This window comes from Microbacterium sediminis (assembly GCF_004564075.1).
Taxonomy (GTDB): Bacteria; Actinomycetota; Actinomycetes; order Actinomycetales; family Microbacteriaceae; genus Microbacterium; species Microbacterium sediminis.
In genome coordinates, this window is sequence record NZ_CP038256.1 from 2,289,398 (window position 1) to 2,304,970 (window position 15,573).

A 15,573-nucleotide genomic window follows, 5' to 3' on the forward strand; every position below is an offset into this window, starting at 1 on the left:
CCGGATGTGGCGCGCGCCGTCAGCGCTCGAGCGGGACCTCGATGATGCGCGGGGTCGTGACGGGCGCCAGGAGCGCCTGATCGAGCTCGGCGCGCGTGGTGACGCGGCGGTGCTCCCACCCGTAGGCCGCAGCGAGGGCGGCGAGATCGGCCTGCTGCGGCGTGTACTGCACGCGCGTCATCGCGTCGGGCGAGGCGGTGGCGGCCACCTCGAGGCCGTCGAAGATCGTCCCGCCGCCGTCGTTGCCGACGATCACCTGGATCCGCGGCGGGGTCTCGCCGTCCGGCAGGAGAAGCGCGCCGACGTCGTGCAGGAAGGCGAGGTCGCCGAGGAGCACGCGCGTGACGCCCTCGGCGCCGTCCGCCTGGCTGGCGAGAGCGATGCCGAGCGCGGTGGCGATCGTGCCGTCGATGCCCGCGAGCCCGCGGTTCGCGTGCACACGGACCTTCTTGCCGCCGAGCAGCTCGTCCGCCACGCGGACGAGCCGGCTCGATCCGAACATCAGCCGATCGTGCGGCCAGGTCGCCGCCCAGACGGCGGCGACGAGCTGCGCGCGGTCCACCGGCACGCGGACGGCGTCGAGCTCCGCGCGCACGGCCGCGAGCCGACGCTTCGGCTCGGTGGAGCGCAGCCCCTCCAGGTCGGGTGCCGCGGGCTCCAGATCGACGAGATGCGCTCGCGAGAAGCGCATCCACGCGCCCAGCCACTCGCGGTCGATCTCGCCGTCGGCCACATCGAGCGCGTCGACGTGATCCGTCCGCCCGTTCAGGTTCAGATCCTCCCCCGCCCCGCGCACCGCGATCACCTCGAGGTCGCGCCGCGAGAGGAGCCGCGCCACCTGGCGCGACAGCGTCGGGTGCCCGAGCACGAGCGCGCGCTCGATGCGCCCGCCCAGCTGCGGGCTGTCCAGCGCCGCGCGGTAGCCGTGCACGACGCCCCGGCCGAACCGCGAGCCGCTGACGATCTCGGCGATCAGCGGCCATCCTCCGCGGTGCGCGAGATCCTCGGCGGCGGGGCCGGCGCCCTCGCCCGCCACGACGACGGTACGGGGCCCGCGCTCGACGACATGCGGGATCGGGGCGTCGAGGGGCTCGGGCGCGCCCGGCTCCCGCACGGCGCGGAACCACTCCGGAAGCGGGCCGGCGAGCGGCTCGCGGTACGGCAGGTTCAGGTGGACGGGCCCCCGACGCCGCGACGGATCGATGTCGCGCAGCCAGTCGTGCTCCTCCCGCAGCCCGTCCTGCCAGGCGGAGGCGAAGCGGGGAGCGGGACCGATCGCCGTCGCGACGGCATGACGGGCGAGGAGGGGCATCCGCTGCCGATCCGGGATGCTTCCCTCGTCGCCGGGCGCGGGCGGCTCGGCGAAGAAGCGCACGAAGTCCCCGAAGAACTCCGTCTGGCGGGTCGCCTGATTCGCCCCGACGCCGCGCAGCTCGGGCGGACGATCCGCCGTGAGGAGGATCATCGGGACCGCGCCGTGGTGCGCCTCGAGGACGGCGGGCATCAGGTTGGCGACCGCCGTTCCCGAGGTGCAGATCACGGCGGCGGGCATCCCCGTCTCGCGACCGATCCCCACGGCGGTGAAGCCGGCCACCCGCTCGTCGATCCGCACGTGGAGGCGCACTCGGCCCTGCCGCTCCAGCTCCGCCGCCGCGAGGGCCAGCGCCTGGGAGCGCGAGCCGGGACTCACGACGACGTGACGCACCCCCGCGTCCACGAGGCCCTCGAGCAGCGCGCAGGCCGCGGTGATCGCGGTGTCGGCCGGATCGGGCAGCCACTCCGGCTCGTCGCGACAGCTCATCCGCGCGTGCCGCGGCCGCCGTCGGGGCGCTCGTCCCCCTCGGTGCCGTCCGGACCGTCGGGCGTGGTGCCGTCGTCGGGGGCGGGGGCCGGCCCGCCGGCGCCGAGCTCCTCGTCGAGCTTGGCGAGCTCCTCCTCCAGCTGGCGGATGCGCTCGTCCTGGTCGGCCACCGAGTCGAGGCTGCCGAGGAAGGCCGGATCGTCGTCCGGCGCGACCGGTCGCGCCTGCGAGCGCCGCGCCCGCCCGATGAGGAACCAGAGCAGGCCGCCGATGACGGGAACGCACGTGATGACGATCCACCAGCGCTTCGACACGCCGCGGTGACGCGTGGCGGGCTGCACGGCGCAGTCGATGATGCTGAACACCGTGAACACGACCGCGGCGATCACGAAGAGGACGATGAACCGGGCCATTCGCCCAGCCTAATCCGCGCCGCTGGACCGCGGCTGACGTCCAGGATCCGGTCCTTACGCTGGAGGCGTGAAGTTCGTCGTCTACGCCCTGCTGCGCCTGGCCTTCTTCCTCGTGCCGTTCGGGCTCATGATGCTGCTGCCGGTGTTCCAGCAGCTGTGGTGGCTGGCGGCGATCTTCGCGGCGATGATCGGCCTCAGCCTGTCGATCCTGCTGCTGCGCAAGCCGCTCGCCGAGGTGTCGTCCGACCTGTACGCCGCTCGCCAGGCCAAGCGCTCGGCGACCGCCCGCGAGCGGGAGGACGCGCTCGAGGACGAGGCGAACGAGGCCGCGATCCGCGACCAGCGCGAGGGCTGATCCCGGCGTTCAGCCGACGAAAGCCCAGAACAGGAACGCGCCGTACGCCAGCGATCCGAACGACGTCAGCGCCAGCGCGGTGATGAGCTCGCGCGGCGTGCGGTAGGTCCAGACGATGAGGATCGCCGGGCCGAGCAGGAGTACGACGAAGAACGTCAGCCAGGCGATCGGGTAGAAGATCGCCAGCCACGCGGCGATCGCCAGCGCCAGCACGATGAGGATCGTGTAGAGGATCTGGGTGCCGCGGCGGCCGATCAGCACGGTCAGCGTCCGCTTGCCCGCCGTGCGGTCCTGGTCGATGTCGCGCAGGTTGTTCACGAGCAGCACGCCGCACGCGAGGAAGCCGGCCGCGACGGCGCCCGCCCACGCCTCCTGCGGCAGCAGCAGCGCCTGCACCCACGTGGTGCCGAGCGTGGCGACGAGGCCGAAGAACACGAAGACGAACACCTCGCCGAGGGCGTTGTATCCGTAGGGGCGCTTGCCGCCCGTGTAGAACCAGGCGGCGACGATACACACCGCGCCCACGGCGATCATCCACCACTGCTGGGTGCGGATCACGATCGCCAGTCCCGCGATCGCCGCGAGGCCGAAGAACGTCAGCGCGACGAGCAACACGGTGCGCGGCTTCACGCGGCGGCTGGCCGTGAGCCGGGCGGGGCCGACGCGGTGATCGTCGGTGCCGCGCACGCCGTCGCTGTAGTCGTTGGCGAAGTTGACGCCGATCTGCAGCAGCACGGCCACGGCCAGGCACGCCAGCGCGATCACCCAGTGGAAGAGGTGGTTCGGGTCGCCGAGGATCGCGGCGCCCGTGCCGATGAGCACGGGCGTGACCGCGAGGGGCAGGGTCCGCAGGCGCGCGGCGCCGATCCAGTCGCCGAGCGTCACCGGCTTCGGCGGCGGCGCGACGGCGCTCCCCCGCTTGGCCGGGTTCCCGCTGACTCCACGCGTCTTCGTCTTCGCCACGAAGGGATTCTACGTTCCGGTTCCTTGACGCACGGGCCGCGGCCCCGGGAGGATCGCCGGGGAAGGAGGACGAGATGTCCTTTCAGGCATACCTCGACAACATCGAGGAGAAGACCGGCGTGACGCCGCGCGCGTTCGTCGCCCTCGCCGCGGAGAAGGGCTTCGGCCCCGGCACGAAGGCGACGCCGATCGTCGAGTGGCTCGCCGCCGACTACGGACTCGGCCGCGGCCACGCCATGGCACTCGTCCACGTGATCACCAAGGGCGACAAGATCTCGGACGCGCATGTGGGCACCGGCACCGCGCACAGCGACCCGAAGAACCGGCTGTGGCTCGACGGGAAGGCGACCAAGCCGGAGGGCTGGTGACCGCTACCCGCGCGTGACGAGCGCGGTGATCGCCCGGCGATCGGGCTTGCCGCTCGCCAGCCGCGGGACGGTCGCGAGCGGAACGATCCGGTCGGGGCGGGCCGGCTTGCCGAGCTCCGCCTCGACCGCGGCGCGCGCGGCGGCCAGCAGCGCCGCGTCGGCGGAGCCGGCGAGCGCGATCACGGGCGTCTGCCCCCACCGCTCGTGCGGTGCGCCGACCACGACGGCCACCTCGAGGCCCGGCACCGACTGGACGACGCGCTCGACGCGGTCGAGCGAGACGTTCACGCCGCCCGAGATGATCACGTTGTCGATCCGCCCGGTCACCGCGACGACGCCGTCGGTCACGGTGCCGGCGTCGCCGGTACGGTACCAGCGCACGCCGGCGGGGTCGGTCACGAAGGTCTGCGCGGTGCGATCCGGGTCGCCCAGGTACCCGTCGGCGAGGTTCGGTCCGGCGATGCGCAGTTCCCCGCCGGCCGCCTCGACGCGCACGCCGTCGAGCGGCACGCCGTCGTACACGCAGCCCCCGCTCGTCTCGGTCGAGCCGTAGGTGCGCACGATCCGCACACCCAGTTCGGCCGCCCGCTCCCGCACCGGCACCGGAAGCGCCTGTCCGCCGATGAGGATCGTCTCGAACGAGCGCAGCGCCCGCAGCACGTCGGGGTCGTCGGCCGCATCGAGCAGGGTCTGCAGCTGCGCGGGCACGAGCGAGGTGTAAGTCGGCACGCGCTCGCCGCCGGCCATCGAGTGCATGCCGCTGACCGCATGCGCGAAGGCGCGCGGCGTGAAGCGGCCCGCGAGGATCGCCGGGTCGCGGCCCGCCACGAGCGCCCGCACCATCACCTGCACGCCCGCCACGTACCCGCCGCTCAGCGACAGCAGCCAGTGCCCCTCGCCGATCCGGGCCGCGGTCGCCAGCGCCGACGAGGTGAGCGCCGAGCGCGACAGCACGACCGACTTCGGCACGCCGGTGGACCCCGAGGTCGTCAGGACGACCGCCGTGCCGGCCGGGACCTCGTCCGGGAGCGCCGGCGCCTCGCCCAGCGCGATCGCGGGACCGGCGCCGAGCACCGCCCCGCGCAGCGCCCGCAGCACGTCGCGCGGGTCGTCGGACGCCAGCGGCTCGAGCCTCATCCGCGTCCCCCTGCGGCGCGGCGCGAGGGCAATGCGCCCAGCCGCGGGCGATCCGCACGGATCCGCCCTCGGCTCGCGCGATCTGCCTCGGTTCGGAACATGGCGCGGATCAGTAGTGGTACGGGAAGGCCGACCAGTCGGGATCGCGCTTCTCGAGGAAGGCGTCGCGGCCCTCGACGGCCTCGTCGGTGCCGTAGGCCAGGCGGGTGGTCTCGCCGGCGAACAGCTGCAGGCCCACCATGCCGTCGTCGGCGGCGTTGAAGGCGTACTTCAGCATGCGGATCGCGGTGGGCGACTTCCCGAGGATCGTCCGGGCCATCGCGATGGCCTCGCGCTCCAGCTCCGCGTGCGGGACGACGCGGTTCACGGCGCCCATCTCGTACGCCCGCTGCGCGGAGTACTCCTCGGCGAGGAAGAACACCTCGCGGGCCAGCTTCTGCCCGATCTGCTTGGCGTAGTAGGCCGACCCGTAGCCGGCGTCGAACGATCCCACGTCCGCATCGGTCTGCTTGAAGCGACCGTGCTCGGCGGAGGCGATCGTCAGGTCGCACACGGCGTGTAGCGAGTGCCCGCCGCCGGCGGCCCATCCCGGCACCACGCAGATGACGACCTTGGGCATGAACCGGATGAGCCGCTGCACCTCGAGGATGTGCAGCCGGCCCGCCCGGGCGGGATCGGTGACCGCGGTCTCGTCGTCGCTGTACTTGTAGCCGTCGCGGCCGCGGATGCGTTGGTCGCCGCCCGAGCAGAACGCCCAGCCGCCGTCCTTCGGGCTGGGCCCGTTGCCGGTGAGCAGCACGACACCGATCCGGGGATCCGTGCGGGCGATCTCGAGCGCTCGGTACAGCTCGTCGACCGTGCCCGGGCGGAACGCGTTGCGCACCTCGGGGCGGTCGAACGCGATGCGCGCGATGCGGCCGTCCTTCGACACGTGCGCCGTGATGTCGCGGTACGCTTCGGCGCCCGGGGCCAGGTCCCAGACGTCCGGATCGAACAGGTCGGAGACGAAGGTGTCGGTCACCCCACCAGCCTACGCGCGGGTCAGTTCTTGCTGTCGCGCCAGTCGAGCCAGCGCTGCACGAGGTCGACGTCGATGTTGTCGCCCGAGATCCCGATCGTGAACAGGCGCGCGCCGGCCGCGTACGACGCGTCGGCGTCGGCGGTGTCCACGCGGCCGATCTCGCTCGAGACGACGATGCCGGAAACGTCGCGGCCCTCCTTCTCGCCCCAGCTCTCGAGCACGCCCAGCAGGCGGGTGAGCTCGGGCGCCGGCACGAAGCTGTGCCAGATGTCGGCGTGACGGGCGACGAGCCGCAGCGTCTTCTGCTCGCCCTTGCCGCCGATCAGCACCGGGATCTTGCGGGTGGGCGCGGGATTGAGCTTGGCCCAGCGCGCCTCGATGCGCGGCAGCGCGGCGGCGAGGTCGTCCAGGCGCGATCCGACGGTGCCGAACTCGTAGCCGTACTCGTCGTAGTCGCGCTGGAACCAGCCCGATCCCGTGCCGAAGATGAACCGGCCCACGCCGCCCTTGGCCGAGATGTGGTCGATCGTGCGGGCCATGTCGGCCTGCAGGTCGGGGTTGCGGTACGAGTTGCAGTTCACGAGGGCGCCGAACTCGACCCGCTCGGTGAGCTCGGCCCACGAGGCCAGTTCGGTCCACGACTCGTAGTGGGTGCCCTCGGGGTCGCCCGAGAGCGGGTAGAAGTGATCCCAGTTGAAGAGCACGTCCACACCCATGTCCTCGAAGCGGCGGACCGCGTCGCGGATCACCTGGTACGAGGCCTGGTGCTGGGGCTGGAGCTGGACGCCGATGCGGACGGGAGTATCGAGAAGAGGCATGGCGTCAGATTACCGACGACCGGGGCCGGGTCGGCCGTTGGGGAGGAGAACGGCGCCTTCGGAGGATCGAATCGACCGATCCGTCCTCCGAAGGCGCCATCGTCCGCCGCTGTGGATCAGCGCAGCGAGCGCGTACGGCGGTACGCGTCCCACGCGGCGTAGAGGCCCAGGAGCGCGATGCCGACGCCCAGCGCCACCTGGATCACCTGCACCGTGCCGGGGTCGGCGGCGCGGAACACGAGCGCGAACCACTCGGGGTTCAGCAGCCCGCCGGTCACGGCGAGCACGACGGCGGCCGCCGTGACCGCAAGGGCCAGGAGCGCCGCGGCGATGCCCATCCACGTGGCCCACTCGCCCCGGCGGTAGGCCAGGAGGGTGAGCACCGCGGTGACGAGCGTCGCGGTCAGCGCGAGGCCGAAGCCCCACGGCCACAGCCCCGGGTGCAGGAACGGCAGCGGATCGCCGCCCGTCTCGCGCAGGATCACGAAGCCGATGAGCTGGTCCCAGGCGATGACGATCGCGAACACCGCGACCGCGACGAACGCGAGCACGACCTCGCTGAAGCGGGTGCGACCCTCCGAGGTGAGCGGAAGGCGGTCCGGCGTCCACTCCCCGAGGCCCCGCGCCGGGCCCCCGAAGCGCTCCACGAGGGCGAACGCGAGCGTCACCCAGAAGCACACGTGCACGCCGACGGAGAGGGCGGTGGCGATCGCCCCGCCGACCGCGCCGCCGACGTTCCCGCTCACGACGGGGCCGATCATCCCCGCGAACGCGCCGATCGGCACCGTGATCCACAGCAGCAGCACGAGCAGCCGCTTCCAGTCAGAGTAGAAGGCGGGCCCGATCAGCTGCAGCTGCCGCCCGGCGTAGCCGGCCGCGAGCCGGGCGGGGTCGCCCAGCTCGGTGAGGACGGCGCGCTCGGCCTCGGCGGGGTCCTCGCCGTTGGCGACGCGGTCGTCGATCTGGTCGCGGATCGACGCGCGCAGCTCGTCGGCGTAGTCGTCGCGCTGGTCGGGGGCGAGCGATCGCGTCGCCGCCTCGACGTAGCGGTTGGTGTAGTCGTCCTTGGTGATGGCGTCCATTGCCACGTCCTCTCTCGGTCAGTCGGCGAGCGTGTCGAAGGCCAGCGCGAGCTCGCGCCAGTCGGAAGTCAGGGTGTCGGCGAGGCGGTCCCCCGCCTCGGACGTGCGGTAGAACTTGCGCGGTCGCGCCTCGTCGGTGTTCCACTCGCTCGTGAGGTAGCCCTGCTTCTCCAGCCGGCGCAGCAGGGGGTACAGCGTGTTGGCGTCGGTGTCGAAGCCGCGGCCAGCCAGCTCCTCGAGCAGGCCGTACCCGTATCCGGGCGTGCGTAGCAGGCGCAGGCAGGCCAGCACGATCGTGCCGCGCCTCAGCTCCTGCCGGTGGGTCTCGAATCCCTCATCCATGTCCGCAACATTACTGTGTGTCACACACTATTGCAATAGCCCATAGTGATGTTGGCTGCGCGAGCTCGATCGATCCACCCGCTCGGCCTGCGCGGGAGGCCGTCGCCGCGGGAGGATGGGGGCATGGAGCTTCCCGAGCTGGACGAGGTGCTCGCGCGGATGCGGGTGGTGTCGCTGCCGATGGCCACGCGCTTCCGGGGCGTGGATCATCGCGAGGCGGCGCTGATGGAGGGCCCGGAGGGATGGGCGGAGTTCTCGCCCTTCCTCGAGTACGACGACGCGGAGGCCGCCACCTGGCTCGCCGCCGCGCTCGACTTCGCCTGGAGCCCCCAGCCCGCGCCCCTCCGCGCCGCGATCCCGGTCAACGCCACCGTTCCCGCCGTCGCGGCGGATCGCGTGGCCGGGATCCTCGCCCGCTTCGACGGCTGCCGCACCGCGAAGGTCAAGGTGGCCGAGCGGGGCCAGACCCTCGCCGACGACATCGCCCGGGTCCGTGCCGTGCGCGCCGTCATGGGGCCGGAGGGCCGGATCCGCGTCGACGCGAACGCGGGCTGGAACGTCGACGAGGCCGAGCACGCCGCCCACGCGCTGGCCGAGTTCGACATCGAGTACGTCGAGCAGCCGTGCGCCACGATCGACGAGCTCGCCGAGATCCGCGCCCGCCTGCGCGACTGGGACATCCCGATCGCCGCGGACGAGTCCGTGCGCAAGGCCGACGATCCGCTCGCCGTGGCGCGCGCGGGGGCGGCCGACATCGTCATCGTCAAGGCGCAGCCGCTCGGCGGCGTCCGGCGCGCGCTCGCGATCGTGGCCGAGGCGGGGCTGCCGGCGGTGGTCTCCAGCGCGCTCGACACGTCGATCGGCCTCGCCCAGGGCGCCGCCCTCGCCGCCGCCCTGCCCGCGCTGGACTACGACTGCGGCCTCGGCACCGCGGCCCTGCTGGCCGCCGACGTCACCGCCCGGCCGCTGCTGCCGGAGGGCGGGGCGATCCCCGTGGAGCGGGTGCCGGCCGACGCGGGCCTGCTCGAGGCCCATCGCGCCTCCCCCGAGCGCACGGCCTGGTGGCGCGAGCGCGTCACCCGCTGCCACGCGCTCCTCACCGGCGCCTGAGGCGCCGCCCCCGCGGGCGACGCACCGCCGACGCGGCGGCCGGCGCCGCCCCGGCGTCAGAGCTTGACGATCGGCGCGACCTTGATGAGCAGCTTCTTGGATCCGGCGGAGTCGAACCGCACGTGCGCGATGCGCTTGGCGCCCTCGCCCGTGACCGCATCGACGCGGCCCTCGCCGAAGTCGTCGTGACGGATGCGGTCGCCGGCGGCGAGCTCGAGGTCGCCGTTGTCGCGCATCTTGTTCGTGACGAGCCCGGGGAAGCGATCCATGGCCGTCGACTTGGGCTTGAGCCCCCCGCCGGCCGGCAGCGGCTTGGCGCCCCATCGGTCGGAGCCGCCGGGCCGGCGCGCGTTGAGCGCGCGCGACTGGGTGCCGCCGCGGCCGTTGACATCGCCGGGCGACTGGCGCCAGTCGATCAGCTCGGCGGGGATCTCCTGCAGGAACCGGCTGGGCATGGCGACCGAGACCTCGCCGAACTGCGCGCGCGTCATGGCGAGCGAGAGGTACAGGCGCTTGCGGGCGCGCGTGATGCCCACGTAGAACAGGCGGCGCTCCTCCTGCGGCCCGCCGGGCTCGCCCGCCGAGATCCGGTGCGGGATGAGGTCCTCCTCCACGCCGGTGAGGAACACGTGGTCGAACTCGAGCCCCTTGGCGGTGTGCAGCGTCATGAGCGACACCGATCCGGACGCGTCGTCGAGATCGTCGCTGTCGGCCACGAGCGCGACCTCGGTGAGGAAGTCGAGCAGGGTCCCCTCGGGGTTGTTGCGCGCGAACTCGCGCGTGACGGCCACGAGCTCGTCGAGGTTCTCGACGCGCGCCTCGTCCTGCGGATCGCGCGAGGCCCGCAGCGCGTCGTAGTAGCCCGACTTGTTCAGCAGCACCTGCAGGCCCTCGGTCACCGACGTCGGCGGCGCGGCCTCGCCCGAGGCCGGCAGCATGATCTCCGACGCCTCCCGCAGCACGGCGTCCAGGTGCGCGATCGCGGCCTGCAGCTTGGGCCCCAGCCCGAGCTCGGCCGAGTTGGCGAGCGCGTCGCGGAACGTGATGTCGTGATCGGCCGCGAACTGGGCGATGCCCGTCTCGGTGACGGCGCCGATCCCCCGCTTGGGCTTGTTGAGGATGCGCCGCACCGCCATCTCGTCGGCGGGGTTGGCCACCGCCACGAGGTAGGCCAGAGCGTCCTTGATCTCGGCCCGCTCGTAGAACTTGGTGCCGCCCATGATCTTGTAGGGCACGGCGGAGCGGATCAGGATCTCCTCGAGCGCACGCGACTGCGAGTTGGTCCGGTAGAAGACCGCCATGTCGCCGTAGGCGGCGCCCGCGCGATGCAGCGCCTCGATCTCGTCGGCCACGAACTGCGCCTCGTCGTGCTGCGAGTAGCCGGTGTACCCGACGACGCGCTCGCCCCGGCCGGCGTCGGTCCACAGGTTCTTGGCCTTGCGGTCGAAGTTGTTCGAGATCACCGCGTTGGCGGCGTCGAGGATGTTCTGCGTCGAGCGGTAATTCTGCTCCAGCAACACGACCTTGGCGCCGGGAAAATCGCGCTCGAACTCGCTGATGTTGCGGATGTCGGCGCCGCGGAAGGCGTAGATCGACTGATCCGAGTCGCCGACCACCGTGAGCGAGGCGGCCTCGCCCTCGTCCATCAGCGCGAGCATGCCGCCGCCGACGTCCTCGGAGGACTGGATCGGCCGGGTCAGCTCGTGGATGAGCGCGTACTGCGCGTGGTTGGTGTCCTGGTACTCGTCGACGAGGATGTGCCGGAACCGCTTGCGGTACACGTCGGCCACCTGCGGGAAGGCGCGGAAGAGGTAGACCGTCTGCGCGATCAGGTCGTCGAAGTCGAAGGCGTTGGCCTTGCGCAGCTGGCGCTCGTAGTCGCGGAAGATCTCGATGAACACGCGCTCGGCGGGATCGTCGTGGCTGGCCGTGCGGGCGTACGCGTCGGAGTCGGACAGCTCGTTCTTGAGCTTCGAGATCTTCGACTGGACGGCGGCGGGCGTCAGCCCCAGCGCGTCGGCCTCGTGCTCCTTGACGAGCCGCTTGATGAGGGCGCGCGAGTCGCCCGAGTCGTAGATCGTGAACGCCTTGGTGAAGCCGAACTGCTCGGCCTCGCGGCGCAGGATGCGCACGCAGGCCGAGTGGAACGTCGAGATCCACATGCCGCGGGCGCTGTCGCCCACGAGCTGCTCGACGCGCTCGCGCATCTCCTGCGCGGCCTTGTTCGTGAACGTGATCGCGAGGATCTGCGACGGCCATGCCTCGCGCGCGCGCAGCAGCGAGGCGATGCGGCGGGTCAGCACGCTCGTCTTGCCCGATCCGGCGCCCGCGACGATGAGCAGGGCGGGCCCGCGGTATTCGACGGCCTCGCGCTGCTGCGGGTTCAGGCCGTCGAGAAGCGGATCGGCGGCGGGGCCGGAACCCTGGACGATGAGGGGCGAGGAGGCATCTGACATGTCCCCTCCAGTCTAGGTTCGGCCGCCGACACGGCAGCCGAGAGCCGGAAGCCGCCCTCGCCTCCGTCACCCGGTCCGACTAACGTTCTCCCATGCCCGGCTCCCATCTCACGCCGCTTCCGTTGACGGCCGCACGCCTGGCCGACGCCGTCTTCGACCGCATCGGCACCGCGATCGTCGACGGCACCCTCGCGGCGGGCGACCGCATCCGCGACGCGGAGATCGCCGACCAGCTCGGCGTCTCGCGCATGCCGGTCCGCGAGGCGCTGCAGCGGCTCGAACGGCTCGGCCTGGTCGAGATGGCCCCCAGCCGCTTCACGCGCGTGACCGAGGTGACCCCGGAGCTGGCGCGCGCGTCGTTCGAGCACTTCGGCTACCAGGTCAGCCTCGCCGCGCGCATGAGCGTGCCCCGCATGGACGAGGCCGCCCGTCGGAAGACCCTCGGGATGATCGACGAGCTCGTGACCCTCATCGACGATCCGGAGCCCTTCTACGAGGCGGCGGGGCGCTTCTTCCACCATCTGGCGGAGCACACGCGCAACCCGGTGTTCCTCACCGCGATCCGGGAGGGCTGGCTCGCCCTGCGCCGGAACCTGCGCGGCACCCACCCGATGTGGGGCACCGATGCCGAGATCGCGCAGCACTTCGCCGAGCTGCGCGAGGCCGTCCGGGCGGGCGACGGCGACGCCGCCGAGCGCACGATGCGGAGGCGACACTCCCTGGGTGAGTGACGTGTTGCATTCAGCCGCATGGGCCACGAGGATGACCCCGGGGGAAGGAACGTCATATGCCGGGAATCACGGGGCCGATCGAGCCCGCACCGCAGCGCCTCGGCGACACGGTGTACCAGCGCATCGGGCAGGCGATCATCGACCGCCGGCTGCCGCCGGGGGCGCGCATCCGAGACCTCGACATCGCCGCCGAGCTCGGGGTCTCGCGCATGCCGGTGCGCGAGGCGCTGCAGCGCCTGGAGCGCATCGGGCTGGTCGAGATGTCGGCCAGCCGCTTCACCCGGGTCACCGAGATCTCGGAGCGCGAGATCGAGGCCTCGCTCGAATACCTGGGCTACCAGGTCGGCATCGCGATGCGGATGGCGGCCGACCGCATGCCCGACGAGGAGCGGCGCCGCGCGATCGAGCTGACGCGCGCGGTCGTGGCGCGCTGCCGCGCCACGGAGCCCGCCGACTCCCTCGAGGTCGACGTCGAGCTCATCGTGCCGATCTACGAGGACCTGAACGAGCTCTACGCCTTCGCGGCGGCGGCGTGCGGGAACTCGGTGTTCCTGCGCTCGTATAACGAGGCGTGGTTCGGGCTGCGCCGGGCGCAGCGCGGCAAGCCGAACCTCATCCAGACCCCCGCCGCCATCGCGGACGCCTTCGAGCGGCTCGCCGAGGCGATCGCCGATCATGACGGGAAGGCCGCGGAGCGGATCATCCGCGCGATGTTCCTGCTCACCGAGGTCCGCACCGACCTGCTCTGAGCACCCGCGTCAGCGGAAGAACGCCACGCCCAGATCGGTGTGGTCGACGAAGACGCCGTCGACGCCGCTGCGCCGGATGATGTCCCACTCGCCCTCGTAGTCGCCCCGCGCCGCGGGCCCGCCCGCGCCCCGGAACTGCCCGATGAGGAAGCGGTTCTCGGGCCGGCAGGTCCACGTGTACACCTGCAGCCCGCGCTCGTGGGCGTCGGCGACGACGGGCGCCGGCCCCGTGGCGTGCCCGAGGCGGTCGGGGGCGAGGATCATGCGCTTGTCCACGCTGATGCCGTCGACGCGGCCGACGAGCCGATCGAGTCCGCGCGGGCGCGCCGTGGCGGCGTAGGTCGGGGCGTCGCCGCCCAGCGCCGCGACGAGATCGGCCGGGCGGCCCTTGGCCTCGAGCAGGTAGATGTAGCGCGCCGCCAGCCCCGCCTCGCGCAGCCGCGAGAGCACGGTCGACTCGAACGACTCGACGATCAGGGGCCACCGGCCGTCGTCCCAGCCCGTCTCGCGCAGGTCGCGCAGGATGAGCGGCACGAGGTCGAGCCCGATCGAGGCGAAGTAGGTGGCGTGCTTGATCTCGAGCACCACACCGATCTCGCGACCGTACTCGAGCGAGGCGTCGGCGACGAGGCGGAGCAGGTCGGTCAGGCGCAGGATCGGCTGGGCGCCGTCGAAGCTGGCGCTGCGGGGACGGATCTCGGGGATGCGCTCGCGGCACCGCAGCGTCGCCAGCTCGTCCCACGTGAAGTCCTCCGTGAACCAGCCGGTGAGCGTGACGCCGTCGACGACCTTGGAGGTGCGGCGATCGGCGAACTCGGGCCGGTCGGCGACGTCGGTCGTCCCCGAGATCTCGTTCTCGTGGCGCACGACGAGCACGCCGTCGCGCGAGGCGACGATGTCGGGCTCGACGGCATCGCACCCCATCTGGAACGCCAGCTCGTACGCCGAGGGCGAGTGCTCGGGGCGATAGCCGGAGGCGCCGCGGTGGGCGATGACGAGCGGGGGGCGTCGGGCCATGCCTCCACGGTAACGGCGGCGCACGGCGCGTCGGCCCCGCGCGCCGACCGGCCCGCGCGCCGACGGGGCAGAACTGCCCGTCGGGAAAACCCCCCAACCGGCCCCGCGGAGGCCCGAATGTCCTGGGAGAACGGCCGGTGCGGAGGGAACGTCGATAGTGTGGATGAAAGGCGCCGCGGCCGGCGCCGACCCAGACCTTGGAGTGTGACCGACATCATGGCCAGCCCCGGATTCAACAACCCCGTCTTCCAGGAGCCCCAGTCGCGCGGCGGCTACGGCACGTCGCTGCAGCCGCCCGTGCAGGGCGTCTCCGGTCAGCAGCCCCCCGCCGGTTTCGTGCAGGGCTCCCAGCTCGGCCACATGGGCGTCGACGCGGCGGCCCAGGCCCGCATGGAGGGCGCCTTCGCCGCCCCGCCCGCCGGATCGCTCGACACGGGCCGCATGACGGTCGAGGACACCGTCATCAAGACCCTCATGCTCTTCGGCGCGCTGCTCGTCTTCGCGGTGATCGGCTGGGTGTGGACCCTCGGCGGCACCGTGAGCCTCATGGAGGTGCAGCAGTACCCGAGCATGGTGCCGTGGCTCATCGGCGCGCTCGGCGGCTTCGTGCTGGGCCTCGTGAACTCGTTCAAGAAGGAGCCGAGCCCGGCGCTGATCTTCGCCTACGCGGCGTTCGAGGGCCTCTTCATCGGCTCGATCTCGGCGTTCTTCGAGTTCCAGTGGCAGGGCATCGTCGTGCAGGCCACGCTGGCGACCGTCTCGGTCATCGGCGTCACGCTCGCCCTCTTCGCCAGCGGCAAGATCCGCGCCTCGGCGAAGGCGACGAAGATCTTCATGATCGCGATGATCGGCTACCTGGTCTTCTCGCTGCTGAACCTCGTCCTCATGTGGACCGGCGTGAACGACGACCCGTGGGGCATGCGCTCGGCGACGATCATGGGCATCCCGCTGGGCCTGATCATCGGCGTGCTCGTCGTGATCATGGCCGCGTACTCGCTCGTGCTCGACTTCGACATGATCCAGCGCGGCGTGCGCAACGGCGCCCCCCGCAAGTACGGCTGGTCGGGTGCGTTCGGCATCATGGTCACCGTCGTGTGGCTCTACGTCGAGATCCTGCGCATCATCGCGATCCTCCGCGGCAACGACTGATCCCGTTCCGCGTCGCGAAGGCCGTCCCCTCGGGGGCGGCCTTCGTCGTCTGCGGGCGATC

At 72.2% G+C, this 15,573-nt stretch carries 16 protein-coding genes; 6 read left to right on the forward strand and 10 right to left on the reverse strand.

Annotated elements, in window-relative coordinates:
* Positions 1-19 precede the first annotated feature (19 nt).
* Positions 20-1,801 (reverse strand): 2-succinyl-5-enolpyruvyl-6-hydroxy-3-cyclohexene-1-carboxylic-acid synthase, encoded by a 1,782-nt coding sequence (gene menD, locus E3O41_RS10920; protein WP_067024364.1) that lies wholly within the window; start codon positions 1,799-1,801, stop codon positions 20-22.
* A complete protein-coding gene (locus E3O41_RS10925) occupies positions 1,798-2,214 on the reverse strand; it encodes a PLDc N-terminal domain-containing protein (RefSeq protein ID WP_067024367.1) in 417 nt (138 codons plus the stop codon). Before E3O41_RS10925 ends, menD begins: the two co-directional genes overlap by 4 nt.
* Positions 2,215-2,281: 67 nt before the next feature.
* On the opposite strand from E3O41_RS10925, the gene E3O41_RS10930 reads away from it, so the two are divergent.
* On the forward strand, positions 2,282-2,569 hold the full coding sequence (locus E3O41_RS10930) for a DUF4229 domain-containing protein (RefSeq protein WP_067024369.1): 288 nt from the start codon (positions 2,282-2,284) through the stop codon (positions 2,567-2,569).
* A gap of 9 nt (positions 2,570-2,578) precedes the next feature.
* Here E3O41_RS10930 and E3O41_RS10935 read toward each other — a convergent pair whose 3' ends face one another.
* The gene (locus E3O41_RS10935) at positions 2,579-3,532 is read right to left on the reverse strand and encodes a 1,4-dihydroxy-2-naphthoate polyprenyltransferase (RefSeq protein ID WP_135012397.1); all 954 of its coding nucleotides are present in this window, start codon (positions 3,530-3,532) and stop codon (positions 2,579-2,581) included.
* Between the two features lie 74 nt (positions 3,533-3,606).
* On the opposite strand from E3O41_RS10935, the gene E3O41_RS10940 reads away from it, so the two are divergent.
* Positions 3,607-3,900, forward strand: a complete 294-nt coding sequence (locus E3O41_RS10940; protein WP_067024380.1) for a DUF4287 domain-containing protein — start codon at positions 3,607-3,609, stop codon at positions 3,898-3,900.
* A gap of 3 nt (positions 3,901-3,903) precedes the next feature.
* Here the strand turns inward: E3O41_RS10940 and E3O41_RS10945 are convergent, their stop codons facing one another.
* The 5 genes from E3O41_RS10945 to E3O41_RS10965 form a co-directional block, all read right to left on the reverse strand.
* On the reverse strand, positions 3,904-5,037 hold the full coding sequence (locus E3O41_RS10945; protein ID WP_067024383.1) for an AMP-binding protein: 1,134 nt from the start codon (positions 5,035-5,037) through the stop codon (positions 3,904-3,906).
* 109 nt (positions 5,038-5,146) lie between these two features.
* The gene (locus E3O41_RS10950; protein WP_067024385.1) at positions 5,147-6,058 is read right to left on the reverse strand and encodes a 1,4-dihydroxy-2-naphthoyl-CoA synthase; all 912 of its coding nucleotides are present in this window, start codon (positions 6,056-6,058) and stop codon (positions 5,147-5,149) included.
* A gap of 20 nt (positions 6,059-6,078) precedes the next feature.
* Positions 6,079-6,876: an LLM class F420-dependent oxidoreductase gene (locus E3O41_RS10955; protein ID WP_067024388.1), complete on the reverse strand. Its 798-nt coding sequence runs from the start codon at positions 6,874-6,876 to the stop codon at positions 6,079-6,081.
* 116 nt (positions 6,877-6,992) lie between these two features.
* Positions 6,993-7,958, reverse strand: coding sequence for a permease prefix domain 1-containing protein (locus E3O41_RS10960; protein ID WP_067024391.1), 966 nt, complete (start codon positions 7,956-7,958; stop codon positions 6,993-6,995).
* A gap of 18 nt (positions 7,959-7,976) precedes the next feature.
* On the reverse strand, positions 7,977-8,300 hold the full coding sequence (locus tag E3O41_RS10965) for a PadR family transcriptional regulator (protein ID WP_067024393.1): 324 nt from the start codon (positions 8,298-8,300) through the stop codon (positions 7,977-7,979).
* 123 nt (positions 8,301-8,423) lie between these two features.
* On the opposite strand from E3O41_RS10965, the gene E3O41_RS10970 reads away from it, so the two are divergent.
* A complete protein-coding gene (locus E3O41_RS10970; RefSeq protein ID WP_067024396.1) occupies positions 8,424-9,410 on the forward strand; it encodes an o-succinylbenzoate synthase in 987 nt (328 codons plus the stop codon).
* Positions 9,411-9,466: 56 nt separating this feature from the next.
* Here the strand turns inward: E3O41_RS10970 and E3O41_RS10975 are convergent, their stop codons facing one another.
* Positions 9,467-11,866, reverse strand: coding sequence for an ATP-dependent helicase (locus E3O41_RS10975; RefSeq protein WP_067024398.1), 2,400 nt, complete (start codon positions 11,864-11,866; stop codon positions 9,467-9,469).
* Positions 11,867-11,958: 92 nt separating this feature from the next.
* Between E3O41_RS10975 and E3O41_RS10980 the strand changes: the two genes are divergently transcribed.
* Positions 11,959-12,597, forward strand: coding sequence for a GntR family transcriptional regulator (locus tag E3O41_RS10980; RefSeq protein WP_135012399.1), 639 nt, complete (start codon positions 11,959-11,961; stop codon positions 12,595-12,597).
* A gap of 56 nt (positions 12,598-12,653) precedes the next feature.
* Complete coding sequence (locus tag E3O41_RS14155) at positions 12,654-13,346, forward strand: GntR family transcriptional regulator (RefSeq protein ID WP_067024404.1); 693 nt, start codon at positions 12,654-12,656, stop codon at positions 13,344-13,346.
* A gap of 9 nt (positions 13,347-13,355) precedes the next feature.
* Here E3O41_RS14155 and E3O41_RS10990 read toward each other — a convergent pair whose 3' ends face one another.
* The gene (locus E3O41_RS10990) at positions 13,356-14,363 is read right to left on the reverse strand and encodes a glycerophosphodiester phosphodiesterase family protein (RefSeq protein ID WP_067024408.1); all 1,008 of its coding nucleotides are present in this window, start codon (positions 14,361-14,363) and stop codon (positions 13,356-13,358) included.
* Positions 14,364-14,579: 216 nt separating this feature from the next.
* Between E3O41_RS10990 and E3O41_RS10995 the strand changes: the two genes are divergently transcribed.
* Positions 14,580-15,512: a Bax inhibitor-1/YccA family protein gene (locus tag E3O41_RS10995; RefSeq protein WP_067025286.1), complete on the forward strand. Its 933-nt coding sequence runs from the start codon at positions 14,580-14,582 to the stop codon at positions 15,510-15,512.
* Positions 15,513-15,573: the final 61 nt, after the last annotated feature.